The sequence below is a fragment of the Cytobacillus sp. IB215316 genome, assembly GCF_033963865.1.
Lineage (GTDB): Bacteria > Bacillota > Bacilli > Bacillales > SM2101 > Nanhaiella > Nanhaiella sioensis.
This window is the reverse complement of record NZ_JAXBMC010000008.1, coordinates 166,291-186,522: the sequence shown is the minus strand read 5'-3', so window position 1 is coordinate 186,522 and position 20,232 is coordinate 166,291. Positions and strand designations below refer to the sequence as shown.

Sequence of the window (20,232 nt, the reverse complement as noted above, 5' to 3'; positions counted from 1 at the left end):
TCAAGTCCCACTGGCGCATACGTCCTATCCCGACTACCTAAAGAATAGCCTATAAAAAGAAGGCCAACCAGATAAAATATCAATCTCGATGACCTTATAATACGATATGGCGCATTTCTCTAAGAGATGCGCCTGTATTTATGAATCGGCCATAGAATAAGGAATAACAAGTTGTTTTGATTTATTAAATGTATGGTCTGTAATGTAGAGGAATCTTTTACATCAAGGTATTCAAAAATACTTTACAAATAAAAATTAAGAATGGTGAGAAATGCTCTATAAATAAAAAATATATAAAAATTTTGAAAAATCATGTAATATATTGTTGTAATGTATAAATATTACAATTTAAATAACATTGGAGATGTATTATATGAAATCATCAAAGAAGAATATAGGTTACATATTTTTTTCTTCACTTCTACTAGTCATGCTTTTATTTGGTTGTTCAAATCAACAAGTGTCTGAGGGCACAGAAAGCAGTCAAAGGGTTACTAATGATGTAGAGCTAAAAGCAGTTCAATATGAGAAAACTGATCATATTAAATCTATCGAATTGGAAAGTTCGGACTATAGTGATCTAGAATTTTTAAAAGATATATTAAAAGACAAAAGAGTGGTTATGCTAGGGGAAAGCTCACATGGCGTTTCAGAATACAGTTTGATTAAAAGCAGGTTAATAAAGTTTTTACATGAGGAATTAAATTACAATGTTGTGGCATTTGAAAGTGGATTAGCAGAGGTGAATTCAACAAATGAAATGCTGTTAGATATAAGCCCTGAAAAAGCAATGAAAAATGCTATACATGGAGTATGGTTTACAGACCATAATATTAACTTGTTTAAATACATTAAAGAACAAAAAGCAACTAAGAACCCAATTAATATAGTAGGATTTGATATGCAACCACAACCGTACATAGATAAATATATAAATGATTATTTTAAGGATAGAAATACAGATTTTACAGCAGACTTACAAGCTGTAGAACAAGAGTACTATCAGTATGTCCGCTCAATATGGGGAGCAGATTATCCAGATAATTGGCAACAAGAAAGTGAGTTATTAACTGAAAAATACAGTGATTTAGTGTACCAAATAGGTCAAGGGGAGTGGGCAAAATTTATAAATGAGGATGAAAAACAATTTTTCATAAAGATTATTGAGCAAAGAATTAGGTCTATTACAGAAAAATATACTGAAGAAAATGTTATGGATCAAAGTGGTAAAGGTGATTTTGAATCTCGAGATAGAATAATGGCTTCTAATCTAGAGTGGTTATTAGAAGAAATATATCCAGATGAAAAGTTCATTGTATGGGCACATAATGCTCATATTATGAAAAATAGATCAAATATTAATATAGATCCAAAACAGTATATGAACATGGTAGAATATTTACCAGAAACTATTAAGGAAGATTCATATATCGTAGGACTCTATATGTATAGCGGGAAAAATACATATCACAACGAAGGAGTTATTGAAGTAAGCACGGATCATAAATCAAACTCGATTGAGTATCATCTTAATGAACCAGGGTACCCTGTCTCATTTATAAATATTGATTTAGAAGATGATTCAACGAATAGATATTGGTGGAATTCTGAAGCAACAGGTAAGTTCTGGGGAAGTTTTGAAGAAATATTTATACCTAGTGAACAATATGATGGCCTCATTCAGATTGAGGAAGTGAATCCTCCGAATTTCCGTTAAAACAACCTAGTAGTAGAGAAAGAATCTATTTTACAAAATTCAAAGACTATTTAGTGATTTATTCCACAAAATGGCGCAAGAATGTAGCTAAGGCTATCCAGACTACCTTAAGAAAAATATCAATGAAAAATGGAACAACTAGGTAACTGGTTGAAGCCTCATAATACGATATGGCGCATATCTGTAATATAGATACGTGCCATTATACATTTTAGGGTCATATTGTTGAGGAATAGCTACCGATTTTACAGAAGTTAAATTAGTTTAAGGTTAGTGGTAATGAACAACACATAAATAACAGCGATTTTTTAAAAATAGCTTATCTATAGACAAAAAGAAGACGAGTTTCCATTGAGGAAATCTCATCTTTTATTTGAATAAGGCAATAACAAGTGCTATTTTGAGCTAGAAATTAACAACCAATCGCCAATATTATAAAATATGTAAATTAAGGATACGGACTATAAATCTGGAAACTTAATTTGTTTCGGTACTCTTTTGAATTATTTTCCACTTCATTTTAAAAAAATTATCGTTTTTAATATTCTCTAAGCAATTATAATTAATTTAATTGTATTACTTACTAAATTAATTTAAAAGAGAGGCTGGGACATAAGTTGAAAACTAACTGATTATTATACATTACACAAAAATAAAACTGCATGAAATCAAGGTTTATAAATTTGATTTCGTGCGGTTTCTTCATTTTATATTGGGTTTTGTCCCAGCCTCTTCTGTATTTATCTTGGTAATGAAAAGGTTGCTGATTTTCCTTTGAATAAATCTTTTCCATCCTCACCTTTAAAAGGTCCAACCTCCATATCGAATTTCTTATATAATTCAAATTCGTCTTTTCTAAAAAGGAATACATGAAGTTTTTCATCTTTTTCACCAGGAGAAATTGCTTCTAGTTCACGTGGTTCCACCATTCCTTCACTAAATACTATTGCTCTATTATCATCAATATTAAGTTTAGTGCCAAGACCACTAATTCTTAAAGGTTCAGTGGATTGATTGTCGATATTTAATTTAACAGTTAAGGCTACAATTCCATTATCACCAAAATTTTCAAAACGTGGTTTACTTGCTTCTGTAGGCTCAATTACAGTGTATTGCACAGTATCTACTTGAATATTTACCTTATCAATATTTTTTGTATCATTGATTCCTGTCTCTTCGAAAATCATTTCCTTATCAGCCATATTATCTGTTGTTAAGCGATCTTGTAAAAAGTTTGATGTTGTTTGATTCCCTGTTTCATTGCCTTCAAAAGCGAAAATAAAAGCATCTGAATGCTGCTGGTTACTATTTTTAAACATATCATTGTCAGCAACTCCACCTTCAATGATATATTTCGGAGAAACCGTTTTTAATTTTTCAAATTCTTCATTAGTTAAGATAAATGTCATTAATCCGGTAACAGTTTCACCAGCTTCAAATAAGCTAATTTGATCTTTGTTCTGTTTAATTTTAGCTATTTGTTGATCTTCGGGCACGAGTTTTCTGCCGTTATTTTGAATATAGTCTAAGTTACTGCTTAATTGTATTTTATGAAAATTTGTATAATACAATGGTTTATCGGTAGTATTATTAACCGTTACGTTTGTTGTAATAACATATCCTTCTGTTTGATCATCGAAAGCAATATTATAATCTGTATTCATATCAGTAACTTTTACGATCTGATATTCATCAACACTCACTTTAAAACCATCTAAATCATGAGTATAATTAGGCTCTTTGTTAGTGTAAATTACTTCAACATTACCTTCTGTTTCTTCAGCAATAATTGGATTTAACTCACCAGTGGTCTGTGTATTTTCTTCTACTTCTTCTACTTCTTCTTCTTCTTCTACTTCTTCTTCTGGTGCTTTTTCTTCAGTACTTGTTTCCTCCATTTTTGGCTTTTCTTCTTTTTCCTCTGATGATGCTTTTTCATCATCTCCACAAGCTGCTAAAAATAACACTCCAACAGAAAGCATTGTTAAAAATTTTCTTTTGATCATATTCTCTACCTCTCTCTTATGTAATACTTCATTATTATACTAAAATATAGTTTACAAGTTACGGGTATATTTGTATAAATTTACTAGGTACAAATTACTATTTTTGGCTATTTACGTAAACGTCAAATAACCTAAAAACAAATTCAGTCGTGTTTTCTGGACTATTTGACGTTTACGTTTAAAACAAAATTGAACTGTTTTTAAAAAAGTCGCACCGTTTATAAAAAAGATTAACCGTTTTAGAAGCTTAATCCTTAAATAAACATTGTTGTATAGGAATGTATAAATTACTTTGATTAGTTGGTTTGGTTAAAAGAAGTTGACAATATATCCCTACAATCTTCACTTCGAAACCTTTCTGACGCTTACACTCGATTTTTCTAAAAACAAAATGATGTACCTCGATTTAAGTCGAAGAAAAATAAAGCCCAATCCTTCACCACTAAATATACAAACGGAAATGTAGTCATTATTGAGAACAAACTTAAGTTACCTAAACTTGGGCTTGTTAAGTTTGCGAAAATTAGAGAAGTAGAAGGGCATGTCCTTAACGCTACGATTAGACGAAACCCTAGTGGAAAATACTTTCTTTCCCTTTTTGCTGAAGAAATGTGCAACCTTTAAAGAAAACGAAATCATCCTTTGGGATTGATAGGGGATTAAAACACTTTGCCATTTTGTCTAATGGTACGGAATACAGTAACCCTAAATTCTCTCGTACGCTAGAAAAGAAACTAGTTGATGCACAACGTATTCTTTCAAGGCGTACGAGAGGTGGATCAATTTGGCATAAACAACGCGTGAAAGTAGCACGTATTCAAGAAAAAATATCAAATGCACCTTTGGTTGAATTGTAAAAAAATGATACGGCGAATTAACTATAGGAGAACACCACTACACGCTTCTTTCTGTGACCATACTCAAGCCACTTTGAGTATGGAAGCACTCTTAATTAATTATATTAATAGAACAAACTGATCTAAACTTTGTAATTGTATCTGTTTCAAGTAATGTGAATTACAGAAATCATAAAAAAGGTATTGGTAAATTGAATTCACAGAATTACCAACAATTTTTACCTCTTAGATAACCACGCTGAACCGTACAAATAGAAAGAAAGAGTCCATGCCTAATTAAACTTTCTTCATAAAAAAACTATTACAAAAACCTCTCGACCATTTACTCCTGCAGCATTAGGATGACTCTTATTATGATTTGAGATATGTAGTGCTTTTTTATTTATTCAAATGCAGAATTTCGGGTTAAATCTTGTATTTCTCATCTGATGTCTTTTGCTTTCTTGCCTCACGAATTACACAGCCTACAGTCATATATATAGATTTTCTTAATAGGCTAGATCTGCGTTTAATAATTTTGTATTGAATAACTGGATTAGTATTTTTTATGGCTGCTTTCACATGGGTTGTTATTTATCGTACTAAAAAATGAAAATGAACACCTATAAAATTAAGTATCGTAAGGTGTTTTCTTCAGTACAAAGATGACTAATAAATAAAACCGCTTTTTATGTTACTAATTTGGTACCAATAGCAACAGAGTTTACGAAAAGAGCCTTTATAAAACGATCACTGTTGCACAAAACAACATTTTTATCCTCTAGTATAGGAACCACGCCACATAGTATACGATTAGAGCTTAAAAAAAGATTGTTAAAACTAACTCAATTTGAAATAATTAGTTTATAATTGGAAGTTAATAGGTTATTTAGGAGTGTATGATGTGGAAATGCAGCCTTATATTAATGAATTTTTACCCGAATTGAAGCGGTATTGTCATATGTTAACAGGTACACCATGGGATGGTGATGATTTATATCAAGATACCTTGTTAAACATTATTAAACGCTCCTCTAAGCTCAGTGATCACCCTAATCCAAAAGGGTATCTTTTTAAAACAGCGACAAATCAATGGCGAGATACGATCAAAAAAACAAAGAGGGAGGTTGTTGATGGAGAGGTTAGTATGGCTGAAAAAATTACCGACATAAGTTTAATTGATTCTATAGAAGTACTCATTTCACTACTACCTTTCAAACAAGCTGCAATTATATTACTCACAGAATACTTCGGATTTAAGTCAAAAGATATTGCTGAATTATTAGAAATGACTGATGGGGCAGTTAAAGCTGCTTTAAATCGAGGTAGAACGACTTTAACAAAAATGAAAAGTGTTCAAATAAAGAGTAACGAACCTATACCAACGATCCTCAATCGTTTATTAAACAACTTAAAGAAAAATGATTTTCAGGGTATAGTTACTACTTATCATATCCTTGTTTCTCGAGGCGTAAAGGTAAATAGAGATGACCAGTTCTTTACATTTGAGTTGTATGATCCTGATGGGAATCGTTTTTTTTTCAAAGAAAAAATATAAATTTTTTCCGTATCTTTTTTATGTTTTATGCCGTTATTTATATAAAGGAGGCGATTTATATGAAAACAGTTAAAAGAATTGATAGTGTTTTTGTCCCAGTAACAAATATTGAAAGATCAGAAAGATGGTATATGGAGACTTTTCCTTTTAAAGTTGTTTACCGAAGCAGTGACGGGCAATATGTAGGTTTTCGATTTAATGATGAGGGGGAGTTGAAAACTGCCTTAACCTTATACAAGGTTGAAACAATGCCACAAATTCATCATCAAACCTTTAATTTTTACTGTGAAGATGTTGATAGTTTCCATACTTATTTAACAAATCAAGGGAATAAAGTAGGTGAAATCCATGGAGGAGATGGAATGAGATTCTTTGATTTGTTTGATCTTGACGGAAATATATTGGGTGTTGTGACATTTTAGGAGTTTTATATAGTTTATAAGCAATCACGGAGGAGAAACAATGAGTACATTCATACAAAGAGTGGGTACTACATATGTCCCAGTAGCAGATCTCCAGAAAGCATCAGAGTGGTACCAGCAAAACCTTGGAGCGAAAGAAACGTTTTCGAATCATGATAAGGTAATACTTGACTTAGCGAATCAAAGTTTTTTTCTTGTGAAAGCAAAGCAAGGAGAGAGGCTAGGGTTTCTCGATTATAATGGATATGAACATTTTACGATGACTTTTGAGGTGAATGGGTATAGTGAACTAGCAAAGTTTCATACCCTTCTTAAATCCAAAGGAGTCAGTGTAGGAGAAATAGAAGATCGTGGGCACCCAGGTAACAATTTTGTTTTTTATGATCTCAATGGAAATAAGTTTGATGTTTGGAGTGAGCTGAGTCCTATGTTTAAAGAAAAATATCAAGTTGATTAAATGATATATTTGACACCCTAGGAAAAGTGTGTTGAATAATTAGTCGTGTAAATTTCCTGCTATTAAGATGATAAATTTTTAAAAAAATATAGCACTGTATTTAAGCAATGGCAGATTACCTTTTTGGTGTTGAAATGTAGAGCTGAAGAAATGGCTTTTATCGTAACATGGTACTATTTTACGATTAATTATAATTAATGTGGAAAAGAGCCTTAGTAGAAAATAACCCACGATCACTTGGTGTATAGACATTTTAGTTCTAGTACTTAAAGCAATACTCAATGGGAAGACAGCATTACGAAAAGAACTTTAAAACGAGTGGGGTCTGTATTGGAACAAACCCTACTTGTTTTAATTAAAGGTTTATTAAGCTTTCTTTCTGTCATGAACAATTGGACATATTTTGCAAAAATTTCTTTGATCCCCAACTAAGTATGAAAAACAACAGGTTGTCCGCTTATAAGTTGATTGATTGTTATGTTTTGATTTTGCGAATTTCGAAAATGGGTTATGATCATGTGAACCAAACAAAGAGCTTGGCCCTTCTTGCAACAAATAAATGTAATCATCAGTTATCGTTTCGTGTAAGTGATTATATTGACTATCAGATAACAGTTTTTCGTACATCCATTTTATGTATATATATAGATTTTCCCACATTATGGCCATTGATAGTTTGCATTTTTTATTTATTAATGAAAATAAAACGTCTATGTGATTTGCAAAAATTTGTGTTAAAATATCATTTCTCCACTTGATCCGATTACGATCAGAGGCGTCTTCTATTGATACATTATTCAACTTGAAAAATGGCTGCCAAAGTGTATCACGTTCTTCCTCCGATTCAATAGCAACATTTTTAATCGAAAAGTCCACCTTTTTACTTAGTGCACTCATCGCATATAATGCAATTAAAACTGCAAAGCTGTATCTTTTCACAAAAAGAGAGCTAGCTACCATAATGTTAGCAGACTTAGTTTGCTCTTTAATATAAACTAAATAATTGTGTAACATTTGTTCATCAAGTAAGTCTTCTGTGTAAACTGACAACAATGAAGGTTTAGTTGTTATTGATAATCGGTATTCCTCTTGTAAGATCTTTAATTCTTCAGCTGTAAACGAGCTCATGATGCTTTTTCACCTCATTTAAAATACGCCTGCCTCTCCCGTGTGGAATGCACATTGGTGTTCCAAAAAGGGGATCAGCTGTAACATCACAATTCATTTGAAAGACTTCCTTAACTAGCTTAGAGTTAATCACTTGTTCCGGCTTCCCGTGAGCAAACACTTTTTTATCTTTGATAGCGATCACGTTATGAGCATACCTGCAAGCTAAATTTAAATCGTGGAGAACCATAATAATCGTTCTATCTTCTATATCGTTAAGTTCAAATAATAGATCTAATATTTCTATTTGATGAGTCATGTCTAAATAAGTCGTCGGTTCATCTAATAAAATTATATCTGTGTCTTGAGCTAACGTCATGGCAATCCAAGCCCGTTGTCTTTGTCCGCCCGACAATGAGTCTACAAAACGATCAGATAGTTCTTCCATACCTGTTGCTTTAAGTGCTTGGGAGACAAGTTTTTCATCTTCTTCGGACCATTGGCGATACCAAGATTGATAAGGGTATCTTCCTTGTTTCACTAGTTGTAAGACTGTAAGTCCTTCAGGAGCTATTGGCCCTTGTGGTAAAATAGCTAATCTTTTAGCAATTTCTTTAGTCGGTAATTTAGCGATAGCATCTTGTTCAATGAAGATTGTTCCCGCTTGGGGCTTCAGAAGCCGAGCTAATGAACGAAGAAGGGTAGATTTCCCGCATCCATTACTTCCAATAAATACTGTAATTTCTCCTTTTGGGATAGTTACATCTAATTCATCTATAATAATCGAATCACTATATGACACCGTCAATGATTTTGTTTCTAATGCTTTCACTTTGCCCACCCCTTTTACATACCGTTTCGCTGTTTATATAATAGATAAATAAAGTATGGTGCTCCAATAATTGCTGTAAAAACACCCGCTGGTATTTCAATAGGAAGAAAGACAGTTCGCCCAATTGTATCTGCTAATAGGACAAGAATAGCACCAATTAATGCTGATAAAGGAAGTAATGCACCAAATGAAGATCCAACAAGTCTTCTTGCAATGTGAGGAGCCATTAGCCCTACAAATCCGATACCTCCAGCGAATGCCACTGCAGTTCCGATTAACGCAGCACTTAATAATAATAATAATATGCGTTGCCTTTGTATGTGAGTACCCACACCAATCGCAATTTCTTCACCTAGTTCTTGAATATTAATCTGTCTTATCATGATCATGACTATGAACAACAGTGAAGTTGTAATTGGGGTCAGTATCCATACGTTTTCCCAATTAGAACCATATACAGATCCTGTTATCCATACATTGGCTTGGCTAGCTTGATAAATTGGACCAATAATCATGAGTAAGGTTGTCAAAGCCTTTGTAAACGCCCACAAACTAATACCGATTAATACGAGACGAATAGCAGAAAGACCGTTTTTCCATGCTAGTATGTATAACAAAAAGGTCACAATAGTTGCACCTGCAAATGCACTTAACGGAAGCCACTTGATACTAACTGTTAAAGCATTATTTGCATCGCTAAATATAACTAAAAAGAAAACAACGGCAACTGATGCGCCACCTGAAATACCAATAATGTCTGGTGAAGCGAGTGGATTTCGGACAATAGCTTGTAAAATAGCCCCAGCTACAGCAAGGCTCATACCGACAAGGATAGCGATCAAAATTCGTGGCATACGAAATGACTGAACGACTAATTGTTCATAAGCATCCCCTTGACCTAATAAGGTAGCCACTACACGCAAAGGTTGTATAAACTGTTCTCCCATTCCGCTACTAATTAAGAATAAGAGTAATAATAACATGAGAAATAATGCAGTAATCTTAATGGCATGTCTATCAAGTATCAGTGATATTTTCTGCTTTCCAACCCGTAAAGGATAATATTTATTCATGCTGAGTGTACTCCTTTTCGAGCAATGTAAATAAAAAATGGTGTTCCGATAAAAGCAGTCATCACACCAACCGGTACTTCTTCTGGCATAATGACGTACCGCGCCCCTATATCCGCTAACAATAACAAAATGCCTCCTAAGACTCCGCAATAGGGTAAAATCCATCTGAAATCATTTCCTACTAATGTGCGCACGATATGTGGAATGATAATACCTATAAATCCGATAGGGCCAGCTACTGCAACAGAACCCCCCGCAAGTAAAACGAAGCAAAACGTCATCGTTAAATTAACTACTCCTGTACGTAGTCCGAGCCCCCTTGCTACATCTTCCCCCATGGTTAAGACATTAATTTTTGGAGAAATAATGAAAGCTAGAACTGTCGCACCTATGAGGTAAGGATATACTGTGAACAAAATATCCAAATCTCTACCTTGAACCGACCCAGCTAGCCAAAACAATGCTTGATCAAGGGCAGATTCGTCCATCACTAATAACCCTTGAGTTAGAGAAGAAAACAACGCTGCTATTGCAGCACCTGCAAGTGTTAATTTCATTGGAGTCAAGCCTGTTCCAGAGCTGCTAAAAACATATACTATACATGAGGCAAAAGCTGCACCAGCAAAAGCGATCCAAGTATACGCTTGCAATGAATTAACTGAAAATACCATTAGTGCAACAACGATAAAAAAGCTCGCACCTGCGTTAATACCTATAATATCCGGTGAAGCGAGTGGATTTTTCATTAGTGCTTGCATGAGGGCTCCTGCAATGGCTAAGCTACTTCCAATTACAGCAGCTATTAATGCTCTTGGTAGACGCACTTGCTGAATAATAATATGTTCATTTGAACCATCAAATTGTTGGAAGGCTTCAATAGCTGTTTGAACACCTGTATCAGTATAGCCAAGGATAATGCTAAGTCCAATACACAACAATAAAATACATAAACTAGTGATCAAACCAAACAATTTTCCTCTATTATTAGTTAGTAACATTTCTTACTTCTCCCTCAATTTACCGAATTCTCTTTAAGTGTAGGAGATGAAAAAGAGAATGTCAATGACTTTGATAATCATTTTCATTTAGATATTGACAAAGCCGAAAATATACTCTAACATCTAAACAGGAATGAAAATCATTATCAAATAGGGGAGATTACATGAATACATACAAATCAAATCGTTTATCTTCATTACTTACTGGGGTATTTCTCATAGCAATTCTAACACTTGTAGGTTGCTCAAATACAGAAGGTGAAACGTCTAGTGGAGAGAAGGTAACTACAACTGAAAGTAGTTCTTATCAAGTAGAACATGCAATGGGTACAACAGAAGTAGAAGGAACGCCAGAAAAAATTGTTATTTTAACGAATGAAGGGACAGAAGCTTTATTATCACTTGGTATTACACCGGTTGGAGCCGTTCAATCGTGGACAGGTGACCCTTGGTATGATCATATACAAGAAGAAATGAATGGTGTAAAGAGTGTGGGAAAAGAAATGGAACCGAGTTTAGAAACAATCTTATCACTACAACCAGATCTGATCATTGGTAATAAAATGCGACATGAGAAGATTTATGAACAACTATCTGCAATTGCTCCTACAGTATTTGCAGAAACATTGCGAGGAGATTGGAAAGATAACTTTGAGTTATATGCAAAAGCGGTTAATAAAGAGGAGCAAGGTAAAGACGTCATTTCTGAATTTAATAATCGTATTGAAAATTTACAAAATCAACTAGGTGATAAATTAAACCAAGAGGTGTCTATCGTTCGATTCATGCCTGGAGATGTTCGAATTTATCATAAAGATACTTTTTCAGGAGTAATTCTTGAACAATTAGGATTTGCTCGACCGGAAAGTCAGGATATAGCTGATTTTGCAGAAAAAAATGTGACGAAAGAGCGTATCCCAGCAATGGATGGTGACATTCTATTTTATTTCACATATGATCCTGCTGATAAAGAAGGGGAAGCAAAGAAATTAGAAGAAGAGTGGATTAATGATCCACTATTTAATAATTTAAATGTTGTACAAAACAATAATATCTATAGAGTAAATGATGCAATTTGGAACACAGCAGGCGGTGTCAAAGCAGCTAACTTATTTTTAGCTGATATTGAAAAATATTTCTTAGAAGAAAATGAATAGTACAATCTTAATAATAAAAACTCGGAATCATAGATTCCGAGCTTTTATTATTTTTAACATAGGGAGTTATAGTTTGTAATCGTAGTTTGTACATATATTGTTGTCCACCTTACTATTTACGATGAAATGAACTTAATAATCTTATCTAGTCGTTCTGTACTAGTGTAATAAAACTGTTTGTTCATGAATTATTGATTTTTTTGCGAGTTTTTCTTCATACCAAGGTAAATGGCAACTAAATTTTCAACAAGGGCTCTATTTCTACTCACAGAGTTTACGGAACTATAAACCTTTTTCCTTGCAGGATCCATATGGTGATGTATAATTATGGAATATACATCGATGTTCAACTATCTTATTTTTTTTATAGGACAATCTTATCTTCTATATAATAAGAATAGCATTTAAAACTTGATCCAAGTGTTTAATAAGAATGGGAGTGTTATGATGAAGATATTAAATATACTGGGGAGTTCTAGAAAGAACGGGAATTCAGAATATCTTACTGACCAGATGCTACAAGATGTAGCTTATAAAAAATTATTTTTACATGATTATCATATTAAGGATATTGTAGACAAACGTCATACTGAAGAAGGATTTCATCTAGTTGAGGATGATTATGAGGATATCATTCAGTCGTTATTAAGCCATGATGTAATTGTTTTTACAACACCGTTATATTGGTACGGTATGTCAGGACATATGAAAACCTTTATTGACCGTTGGTCACAATACCTTCGTGATGAAAGGTTCAACTTTAAAGAAGAAATGAGTAAAAAGAAGGCATATGTTGTCGTTACTGGAGGGAATAAGAAAATTGTAGCCCTACCATTAATTCAACAATTTCATTATATTTTTGACTTTGTCAATATGGAATTTGTTGATTATCTTTTAGGTCAAGGAAACGAACCGATGGACGTTAAGATGGATGAAGAAGCACTTGCGAAAGCAGCATATCTTAACGATAAGATAAAAACACAGTTCGAAGTAATTTAACTGAGTAGTTTACTGATTATAAAAGAAAGCCGTGCTATTAACAGATTTTAAATATTTAAATCTGAATATTTTATTATTGTAGAATTGTCGATTTTTTGACAGTTCTTTTTTTTGTTTATTACCAATTTTTAACTTTACAAATAATAACATCTAACATATAATTAAATTAAATATTTTATATATATAAACAATTAAAGTTATAAATAATTTAGGTGGTGAATATAATGGGCAATAACACATATTTTAAAGATGCCTTTATGATGTTAGAACAAATTAATAATTCTCTTATACATGAGATTGAATCGCTGCTTCAGTTTGATTTAACCCCAAAACAGTCTGTACTAATAAACATTGTTCAAGCATTTAATAATATAACCGTAAAAGATTTAGCCAAGAAGATGAACATATCTACTAGTGGAGTAAGTCAACTGCTTAGTAAGCTAGAAAAAGATAAGTATATTAAGCGAGAAATAAATGTTGACAATCGACGAGAAGTTCATATTAACCTGGATACTAAAGGGTTGGAGCTATATCAAGCTTCTAAAGAAATTGATAATAAAATTATAGATAAGTATTTTTCTAAGTTAGATGAGAGTGAAGCCGAACAATTTTATGCAATTGTGAAAAAACTGCATGGCATCGTCATGTCTGAGAAACAAAATATATAAGCATTGATTCAATATATTTAACTAAGCTTGTTCATGCAAACCTAAAGTATTTTCAGACAGTTAGATATAATGCACAAGAGTTACTTAATTGGCTCATAGAAGTTTCGAATTAAGATAAACACCAGTTCATAGAACTAATATTAAATATTATAAGAATGAAGAATGACATCGAAGGGTCACTGAATGCTTGGAATAATAACAAGTGGGGGATTAGTAAATGAACGTAGCTATACTTGTACTCGACATTCAAAAAGGTTTTATTAGTGAAAAAGCTCGAATGCCAGTAGCAATGCATCATATTGAACCGATGTTGACAAATGTTAATAATATTGTAGCGAAAGCTGATAGTAGAGATATACCTGTTGTGTATATTGGTAATGAATATGAATCTAATCAATTTATTGTAAATTTATTAACAAAAAAATCAGCACTAAAAGGAAGTGAAGGTGCTGAGTTAGATGAGAGATTACTAAGGGTGAATGATGTTTATTTTTCGAAAAACAAATCGAATGCGTTAAGTAATTTAAATCTTGTTTCATATCTAACTGCTAACAGAATTAATCATATAGTTATAGTTGGTTTATTTGCAGAAGCTTGCGTAACTGCGACTGCCCTCGACTCCATCCGTAAGAATTTCATTGTAACAGTAATAAGAGATGCAGTAGCAAGTGCGAATGATTCAAGGAGAGAGAAGTCCCTAAAGTATTTGAATTCCAAAGGGGTTGGCATTATCGAATCTTCTCAGTTATTCGAGAAGGCAGTTAATTAACAGGTTATAGAAGAAAAAATAAATCAAGATGGGTAGGTTATGTTTTCTGTATTCCTTACAAGGCAGCCCTTAAAAATTTTGACTGTGATGTTGTTTGATTTTTGACACGCTAGTTTTATTAAAAAAATCCGAAATCAATACGGAAACAGCCAATAATGATGTTGAGGAGGAAGGACAATGCTTAATACAATGACTCATAAGTTGATAAAAAAAGAACTAGATAGTGCTAAGAATGCAAGTTTAGCGGTTGGTGTTGTAACACCAGAAGGAAAATTTACAGACGGGCAGTTTAATCACGACTTGAATGAAGGAGAAATTGGTGATTGTATATTTGAAATTGGCTCAACAACAAAGACATTTACTAGTTTATTGTTAGCAAAACTAGTCCAAGAATCAAAAATTTCATTAGATGAACCAATTTCATCATATAAGCCCGCGTACAAAAATGCACTCAGTTATGATGGTAAAGATATTACCTTTCGGCATCTCTCAACGCATAGCTCACGTCTACCAAGAGAAGATATGAAAAAGCTACGTAAAAGGATAAAAGACAATAAACAAGATAAAGATAATTTTTACAAGCATTACACACATGAAGATTTACATCAATTCTTCATTGATTTTGATTTAAAAAAAGAGATTGGAGCCAAATGGGGTTATTCCAATATTGGGATTGGATTATTAGGGAATGTATTAGCTGAAATTGTTGGAATGACTTATGAGGAAGCAATTAAAACGCACATCTTACATCCTTTAAACATGAAAGACACGTTTATTACAGGCAATGAAGAACAAATGAAACGCTATGTACAAACTTATAACAAAAAAGGTGTAATGATACCTCCTATCGAATTACCTTCAATACAAGGTGCTGGTGCATTTAAAAGCACTTTAAATGATATGTTAATATATTTACAACACCAAATGGGGATGAAAGAAAGCTCGCTTAAAGAGGCAATTGAGTTAACACATGAAATACATGGAAATTCTTCAAAGAAAACCATGCAAATGGGTTTAGGATGGTTTATTGAGCAAAAAAAATGGAGCTCTTTTCCCATTATTCATCATGGTGGAACGACGATAGGATTTCATACGTACTGTGGTTTTCTTAAGGAAGAACAAATAGGAATCGTTGTATTTTCTACAATTCAACTAACAACGACAAGAATAATCAAAATATTATTAAAACTAACTGGCTTAGTAAATGAGGATATTGCCGAATCAATCTACTTAGAGCATCTAGCATAATAACATATTAAAGCTGTTTTCACATAGATTGTTGTTCTTCATACTAAAGTATAAACAAGTATACAACTGGTACATGTAGTATCTATTTTTCTTAAAGGTATTGACGTAACAATCCCCTGTTAAACTGTAAAGATGATGTGAAAATAGCAACAAGGTTCATGCCAAGAGATCTAAGAAGTAGGTTTGAAAGGAAGAAAAAGCTATGGGTTCAAGAATCATGCATCTATTAATTGCAAATCGTATTGCTGATCAATTCTCAATTAAAGATAAAACTACCTTTCTTTTAGGTGGGATTGCACCTGATGCAGTTTCACCTAAAGATAAATCACATTTTTATAAGGGAGATGTAAATGATTTCTCAAGGAGTATTGATTATGAAGCATTTTTACAAAAATATAGTTCTTACAAAAAGTCTCATTATATATTAGGTTACTACACGCACCTAATTGCTGATCATATATGGTTAAAAGGATTTTACTTACCATGGTTAAAAAATCGTATGGAAAATGATCATAAGATTTTTCAACTATACCATAACGATTTTAGCTTGTTAAATAGTAAGTTATTAACATACTATGGCTGTACTAATGAATTACATGAATTATTATTAAAGCAGAGTGAGATTGTTCAGCTAGATGAAATAACAGAAAATGACGTAAAAGAATTTATACCATACATATTGGAGGATATGAATACTAAACAAAGTGATCTTAATGAGCCGTTACAAGTGTTCATGTTTGACCAAGTTGTTGGTTATGTTGAAACATCCATTGACTTAGGAATTCAGAAAATCAAATCATTAATACAATGAAGATAAGTGAGGGGAAAGTGAGAAAAAAGAAGAAAATAGTTCTTTTTGTATGTGTCATTGTTGTTATGTTAATAGCTTTGACTATAATGAACCCAACAGCAGAGGATTTTACAGCATTTTCAGAAGAAAAATATGGTAGGATGCCACCTCCACCAAAGAATATACCAGTCGAAATTGAAAGGATCGATTTCGTTATATTTTCAACGTATACACAAATGCTAGGTTATGAATCAGGAATCACTCATTTAGGTATATTCGGGTATTTTTTTCAAATTTCAGAAGGACAATTTGATTATCCATGGTGGTTAGACTTGTTTAACTAGACTATTCTCATAAACCTTGTTGTTTTTATTACTAACGAAAGACTATAAGTGTCGCTACCCCAGCCCTATTATTATTACGTACAATAGGATGCCAAATTTTCTAGATGTATACGTGTTTATAATGTAGTAAGCATATTAACAGAATTGTATATAGTAGAAAGATTTTTTCGTGCACAGAAGAAAATGAGAGAAATATAAAAGAAGCTATGATTATAAGTAGAGAAGAAAAAATCTAGAAATGGATAGTATAAAATGGATAACAACTGTTCATTTGTATTCACAGTAAGTTCAAAAGACAACATTAGAGAAATTGAAATATATTAATTTTTTACTTAGGATATCATTTTTGGGAGGAAGTAGTGAATAGTAATAGTAGGATTTTACATTGTATTAACGTCAGGCCTTAAACAATGACTGATTATAACAGTGTCTTATATTGGAGTAAGGATGAATCTTTTTGTTTAGCAAACGGTTGGGAGTACAATCAAAACTCTAAGGAACTATATCAGTGGTGGCTTAATTGTGTAAATAATAAGTCTGAAGAGCTTGTTCGTTTGGGCATAACGTTACATGATCGGTTAATTGGATACGCAGACTTAGCTAGTATTAACAATAATACTGCCGAACTTGGCGTTGCAATTGGTGAGAGCGCATTGTGGGGTAAAGGAATTGGTTTTTATTCTGCTGAATGTATGATGCAATATGGGTTCGAGGAGTTAGGAATTACAGTTTTTAACGCTGAAACCCATGAAGCAAATGTTCGTTCCAAAAAAATACTTGGTAAATTGGGATTTAAAGAAATTAGTAGAGTAGGTAATGAAGAATATTTAGGGACTAATGGGCAACTAATACAATATAGATTGTTTTATAAAAATTGAAGCACTTTAGGAATTTAACGATTTTTAACTTCATGGTCAGGTAGAAAAACAACACTTGTTATTCGATCAACATATCATAACAGGTGTTGTTTTTTGTTGTCATTAATTTCGAATCAATTGTAAGGACTGATTGTAAAACATAGGTAGACTAGAAGGGGGAGTAATTAATTTTAGAACCATGATGTTGCTGCTGTACGCCTTTAATACTCTCTGAGATTAAGCTTTAATTATGTTTTTTCATTTTTTGAGGAGGGTAAGCGAAAGTGGGATCTCCTAGCTATTCATTTTTTTTTATATAATTTTATATCAGGTACTAATATCTGGTGTTATAATTAAAGAAAAAAATGAGGTGACTAAAAATAATGACATCTAAAGCACGCATAACAGCAATAGGTACTTATGTTCCAGAAAGAAGATTATTGAATGAAGATTTAGAGAAGATGGTAGATACGAATGATGAATGGATTGTTAAACGAACGGGTATAAAGGAAAGGCGCATAACAGAGGAAGATATGTATGCATCTCATTTAGCCATTAAAGCAATCGAGCATCTAATCGAAAGCTACAACAAAGACATAGAGGATGTAGACTGTATTATCGTAGCAACAACCACACCTGACTACGCATTTCCAAGTGTAGCTTGTCAAATTCAAAGTCACTTCAATATTAACAGTACAGGAGCATTTGATTTGAATGCAACATGTGCAGGCTTTACGTATGGCTTACATTTAGCCAATAGTTTAATTTCTTCTGAACAGCATAAAAAGATTTTAGTAGTTGGAACAGAGACTTTATCTAAAGTGACCGACTATAACGATAGAACAACCTGTATATTATTTGGAGATGGTGCAGGTGCTATGCTGGTTGAATATGATCTAGACAATCCTAGTTTTATAGGTAGCCATATGGGGACAAATGGAGATGGTGGGATACATGTATATAGATCAACTTTTGCTACTCAGATGAATAACAAACCTTTGAATAAATCAGGTATGATGGTGCAAAATGGAAGAGAAGTATACAAGTGGGCAACCCGTACGGTACCAACAGGGATTCAGCAATTATTGCTTAATACTAATTTACAAATGGAAAAAATTAATTGGTTTATCCCACATAGTGCAAACCTAAGAATGATAGAATCAATATGTGAAAAATCAGGATTTCCGGTAGAAAAAACTTTGACTAGTATGAAGTATTATGGAAATACGTCTTCCGCATCTATTCCATTGGCGCTACATTTAGGAATTCAAGAAAAGAAGGTCCAATATGGAGATACTTTATTACTCTATGGATTTGGTGGAGGACTTACACATTTGGGTCTTATATTATCGTGGAATGTTAAGTGAATATCGTATATTGCTGGACGCTTTCTCAAAACGAATGAAATTTATTGTGACGGATTTTACATGATTTTAGATAATCAAAAAATAAGGTTATTTTCATAACCTTGTTGCTATAGTTCTTAAACTAGAAGAATAGGAGGGAGTTTTGAAAATCGATTTATACTAGGAGATACTCCATCTTGAGGTTGAGATTACACACTGAATAGGACCTATTGGGATAGTATAAGGGTTCGCAACTGTTAATGGAAAATTAGTTTGTGAAACAGCTACTATACACTTTTGGAAAATGAAAAGAAAGGTGAAACTCTTATAGTTTTTCAACAAACTAGCAAATCATTTTGATAACTGGGGAATGATGATGGAAATTTCATTGATTAGACATGGCAAATTAAAACATACAGATAATAATGTAATAACATGTACGCAGTTTAAAGCTTGAGTTGAAAAATATAGGTGTCTTCGAAGAAAAGTCTTACCCTACAGAAACCGTTAGGAAAATTTCTACAGCAAAATTGGTCATTTCAAGTGACCTAGAACGCGCTACTGAGTCAGTAAAATTATTAAATCACAACGTAAAAACAATTTCAATTCCTATATTCCGAGAAACAGCATTACAACCGACTCCAAAAGCAGCGTTATGGGGGATGGAATCAAGACCAAGTACTTGGGCATTGATATTCAGATGCTTGTGGTTTAGCGGTTATGTCACTGCGGATTGTGAGTCTTACCGTATAGCCAAAAATAGAGCTCGAGAAGCATCTACACTATTAGTGGAGTATGCTCAACAGTATATATCGATAGTATTGGTTGGTCACGGCTTTATTAATATGCTTATTGCTAAAGAGCTACAGAACAATGGGTGGAAGGGAAACAGGAGACCAAGCTCTAAACACTGGGATTGTACTACATATACCTTAAATCTGTAACAGTCTCAGAAGTTTGTCTGCTATGTTGTATGATGTGAACGAACAATCATTTAAATGTGGTTCAAAATCGACAATAGTAGAAAACGATTAATTGATAGGGGGGG

Annotated in this window: 19 protein-coding genes and 1 pseudogene; 15 read left to right on the top strand and 5 right to left on the bottom strand. The window is 32.9% G+C overall.

Going from position 1 to position 20,232, the window contains the following annotated elements; all coding sequences use genetic code 11:
* The first annotated feature begins 373 nt into the window (after positions 1–373).
* On the top strand, positions 374–1,717 hold the full coding sequence (locus SLH48_RS14315) for an erythromycin esterase family protein (protein ID WP_320258732.1): 1,344 nt from the start codon (positions 374–376) through the stop codon (positions 1,715–1,717).
* Between the two features lie 740 nt (positions 1,718–2,457).
* On the opposite strand, the gene SLH48_RS14310 is transcribed toward SLH48_RS14315, so the two are convergent.
* Positions 2,458–3,723 carry a DUF5068 domain-containing protein gene (locus SLH48_RS14310; RefSeq protein ID WP_320258731.1) on the bottom strand — a complete coding sequence of 422 codons (1,266 nt, stop codon included), beginning with the start codon at positions 3,721–3,723 and terminating at the stop codon, positions 2,458–2,460.
* 303 nt (positions 3,724–4,026) lie between these two features.
* Here SLH48_RS14310 and SLH48_RS14305 point away from each other — a divergent pair.
* From SLH48_RS14305 to SLH48_RS14290, 4 genes and pseudogenes are all read left to right on the top strand, one after another.
* Positions 4,027–4,562: pseudogene (locus SLH48_RS14305) on the top strand (RNA-guided endonuclease TnpB family protein); the annotation flags it as partial.
* A gap of 907 nt (positions 4,563–5,469) precedes the next feature.
* Positions 5,470–6,117 carry an RNA polymerase sigma factor gene (locus SLH48_RS14300; RefSeq protein WP_250886558.1) on the top strand — a complete coding sequence of 216 codons (648 nt, stop codon included), beginning with the start codon at positions 5,470–5,472 and terminating at the stop codon, positions 6,115–6,117.
* 59 nt (positions 6,118–6,176) lie between these two features.
* Entirely contained in the window at positions 6,177–6,539 is a 363-nt protein-coding gene (locus tag SLH48_RS14295) for a VOC family protein (RefSeq protein ID WP_214481402.1), read from the top strand.
* 40 nt (positions 6,540–6,579) lie between these two features.
* On the top strand, positions 6,580–6,996 hold the full coding sequence (locus SLH48_RS14290; protein ID WP_320258730.1) for a VOC family protein: 417 nt from the start codon (positions 6,580–6,582) through the stop codon (positions 6,994–6,996).
* A 366-nt stretch (positions 6,997–7,362) separates the two neighbouring features.
* Here SLH48_RS14290 and SLH48_RS14285 read toward each other — a convergent pair whose 3' ends face one another.
* The 4 genes from SLH48_RS14285 to SLH48_RS14270 are packed head-to-tail and all read right to left on the bottom strand — an operon-like array spanning position 7,363 to position 11,006.
* Entirely contained in the window at positions 7,363–8,124 is a 762-nt protein-coding gene (locus SLH48_RS14285) for an IucA/IucC family C-terminal-domain containing protein (protein WP_320258729.1), read from the bottom strand.
* Positions 8,105–8,935 (bottom strand): ABC transporter ATP-binding protein, encoded by an 831-nt coding sequence (locus tag SLH48_RS14280; protein WP_413785426.1) that lies wholly within the window; start codon positions 8,933–8,935, stop codon positions 8,105–8,107. Before SLH48_RS14280 ends, SLH48_RS14285 begins: the two co-directional genes overlap by 20 nt.
* Before the next feature lie 14 nt (positions 8,936–8,949).
* Positions 8,950–10,008 carry an iron ABC transporter permease gene (locus SLH48_RS14275; RefSeq protein WP_320258727.1) on the bottom strand — a complete coding sequence of 353 codons (1,059 nt, stop codon included), beginning with the start codon at positions 10,006–10,008 and terminating at the stop codon, positions 8,950–8,952.
* Positions 10,005–11,006 carry an iron ABC transporter permease gene (locus SLH48_RS14270; RefSeq protein WP_320258726.1) on the bottom strand — a complete coding sequence of 334 codons (1,002 nt, stop codon included), beginning with the start codon at positions 11,004–11,006 and terminating at the stop codon, positions 10,005–10,007. Before SLH48_RS14270 ends, SLH48_RS14275 begins: the two co-directional genes overlap by 4 nt.
* A gap of 164 nt (positions 11,007–11,170) precedes the next feature.
* On the opposite strand from SLH48_RS14270, the gene SLH48_RS14265 reads away from it, so the two are divergent.
* From SLH48_RS14265 to SLH48_RS14220, 10 genes are all read left to right on the top strand, one after another.
* Entirely contained in the window at positions 11,171–12,163 is a 993-nt protein-coding gene (locus SLH48_RS14265; protein WP_320258725.1) for an iron-siderophore ABC transporter substrate-binding protein, read from the top strand.
* A gap of 447 nt (positions 12,164–12,610) precedes the next feature.
* Entirely contained in the window at positions 12,611–13,162 is a 552-nt protein-coding gene (locus SLH48_RS14260) for a flavodoxin family protein (RefSeq protein ID WP_413785425.1), read from the top strand.
* A gap of 224 nt (positions 13,163–13,386) precedes the next feature.
* Positions 13,387–13,830: a MarR family transcriptional regulator gene (locus SLH48_RS14255; protein WP_320258724.1), complete on the top strand. Its 444-nt coding sequence runs from the start codon at positions 13,387–13,389 to the stop codon at positions 13,828–13,830.
* A 217-nt stretch (positions 13,831–14,047) separates the two neighbouring features.
* On the top strand, positions 14,048–14,599 hold the full coding sequence (locus SLH48_RS14250; protein ID WP_320258723.1) for an isochorismatase family cysteine hydrolase: 552 nt from the start codon (positions 14,048–14,050) through the stop codon (positions 14,597–14,599).
* 177 nt (positions 14,600–14,776) lie between these two features.
* Positions 14,777–15,847 carry a serine hydrolase domain-containing protein gene (locus SLH48_RS14245; protein WP_320258722.1) on the top strand — a complete coding sequence of 357 codons (1,071 nt, stop codon included), beginning with the start codon at positions 14,777–14,779 and terminating at the stop codon, positions 15,845–15,847.
* 202 nt (positions 15,848–16,049) lie between these two features.
* The gene (locus SLH48_RS14240; RefSeq protein ID WP_214481392.1) at positions 16,050–16,658 is read left to right on the top strand and encodes a zinc dependent phospholipase C family protein; all 609 of its coding nucleotides are present in this window, start codon (positions 16,050–16,052) and stop codon (positions 16,656–16,658) included.
* 17 nt (positions 16,659–16,675) lie between these two features.
* Positions 16,676–16,981, top strand: a complete 306-nt coding sequence (locus SLH48_RS14235; RefSeq protein WP_320258721.1) for a hypothetical protein — start codon at positions 16,676–16,678, stop codon at positions 16,979–16,981.
* A gap of 410 nt (positions 16,982–17,391) precedes the next feature.
* Positions 17,392–17,859, top strand: coding sequence for a GNAT family N-acetyltransferase (locus tag SLH48_RS14230; RefSeq protein ID WP_320258720.1), 468 nt, complete (start codon positions 17,392–17,394; stop codon positions 17,857–17,859).
* Positions 17,860–18,221: 362 nt separating this feature from the next.
* Entirely contained in the window at positions 18,222–19,205 is a 984-nt protein-coding gene (locus SLH48_RS14225) for a ketoacyl-ACP synthase III (RefSeq protein WP_320258719.1), read from the top strand.
* Between the two features lie 437 nt (positions 19,206–19,642).
* The gene (locus tag SLH48_RS14220) at positions 19,643–20,128 is read left to right on the top strand and encodes a histidine phosphatase family protein (RefSeq protein WP_320258718.1); all 486 of its coding nucleotides are present in this window, start codon (positions 19,643–19,645) and stop codon (positions 20,126–20,128) included.
* The last annotated feature ends 104 nt before the right edge of the window (positions 20,129–20,232 follow it).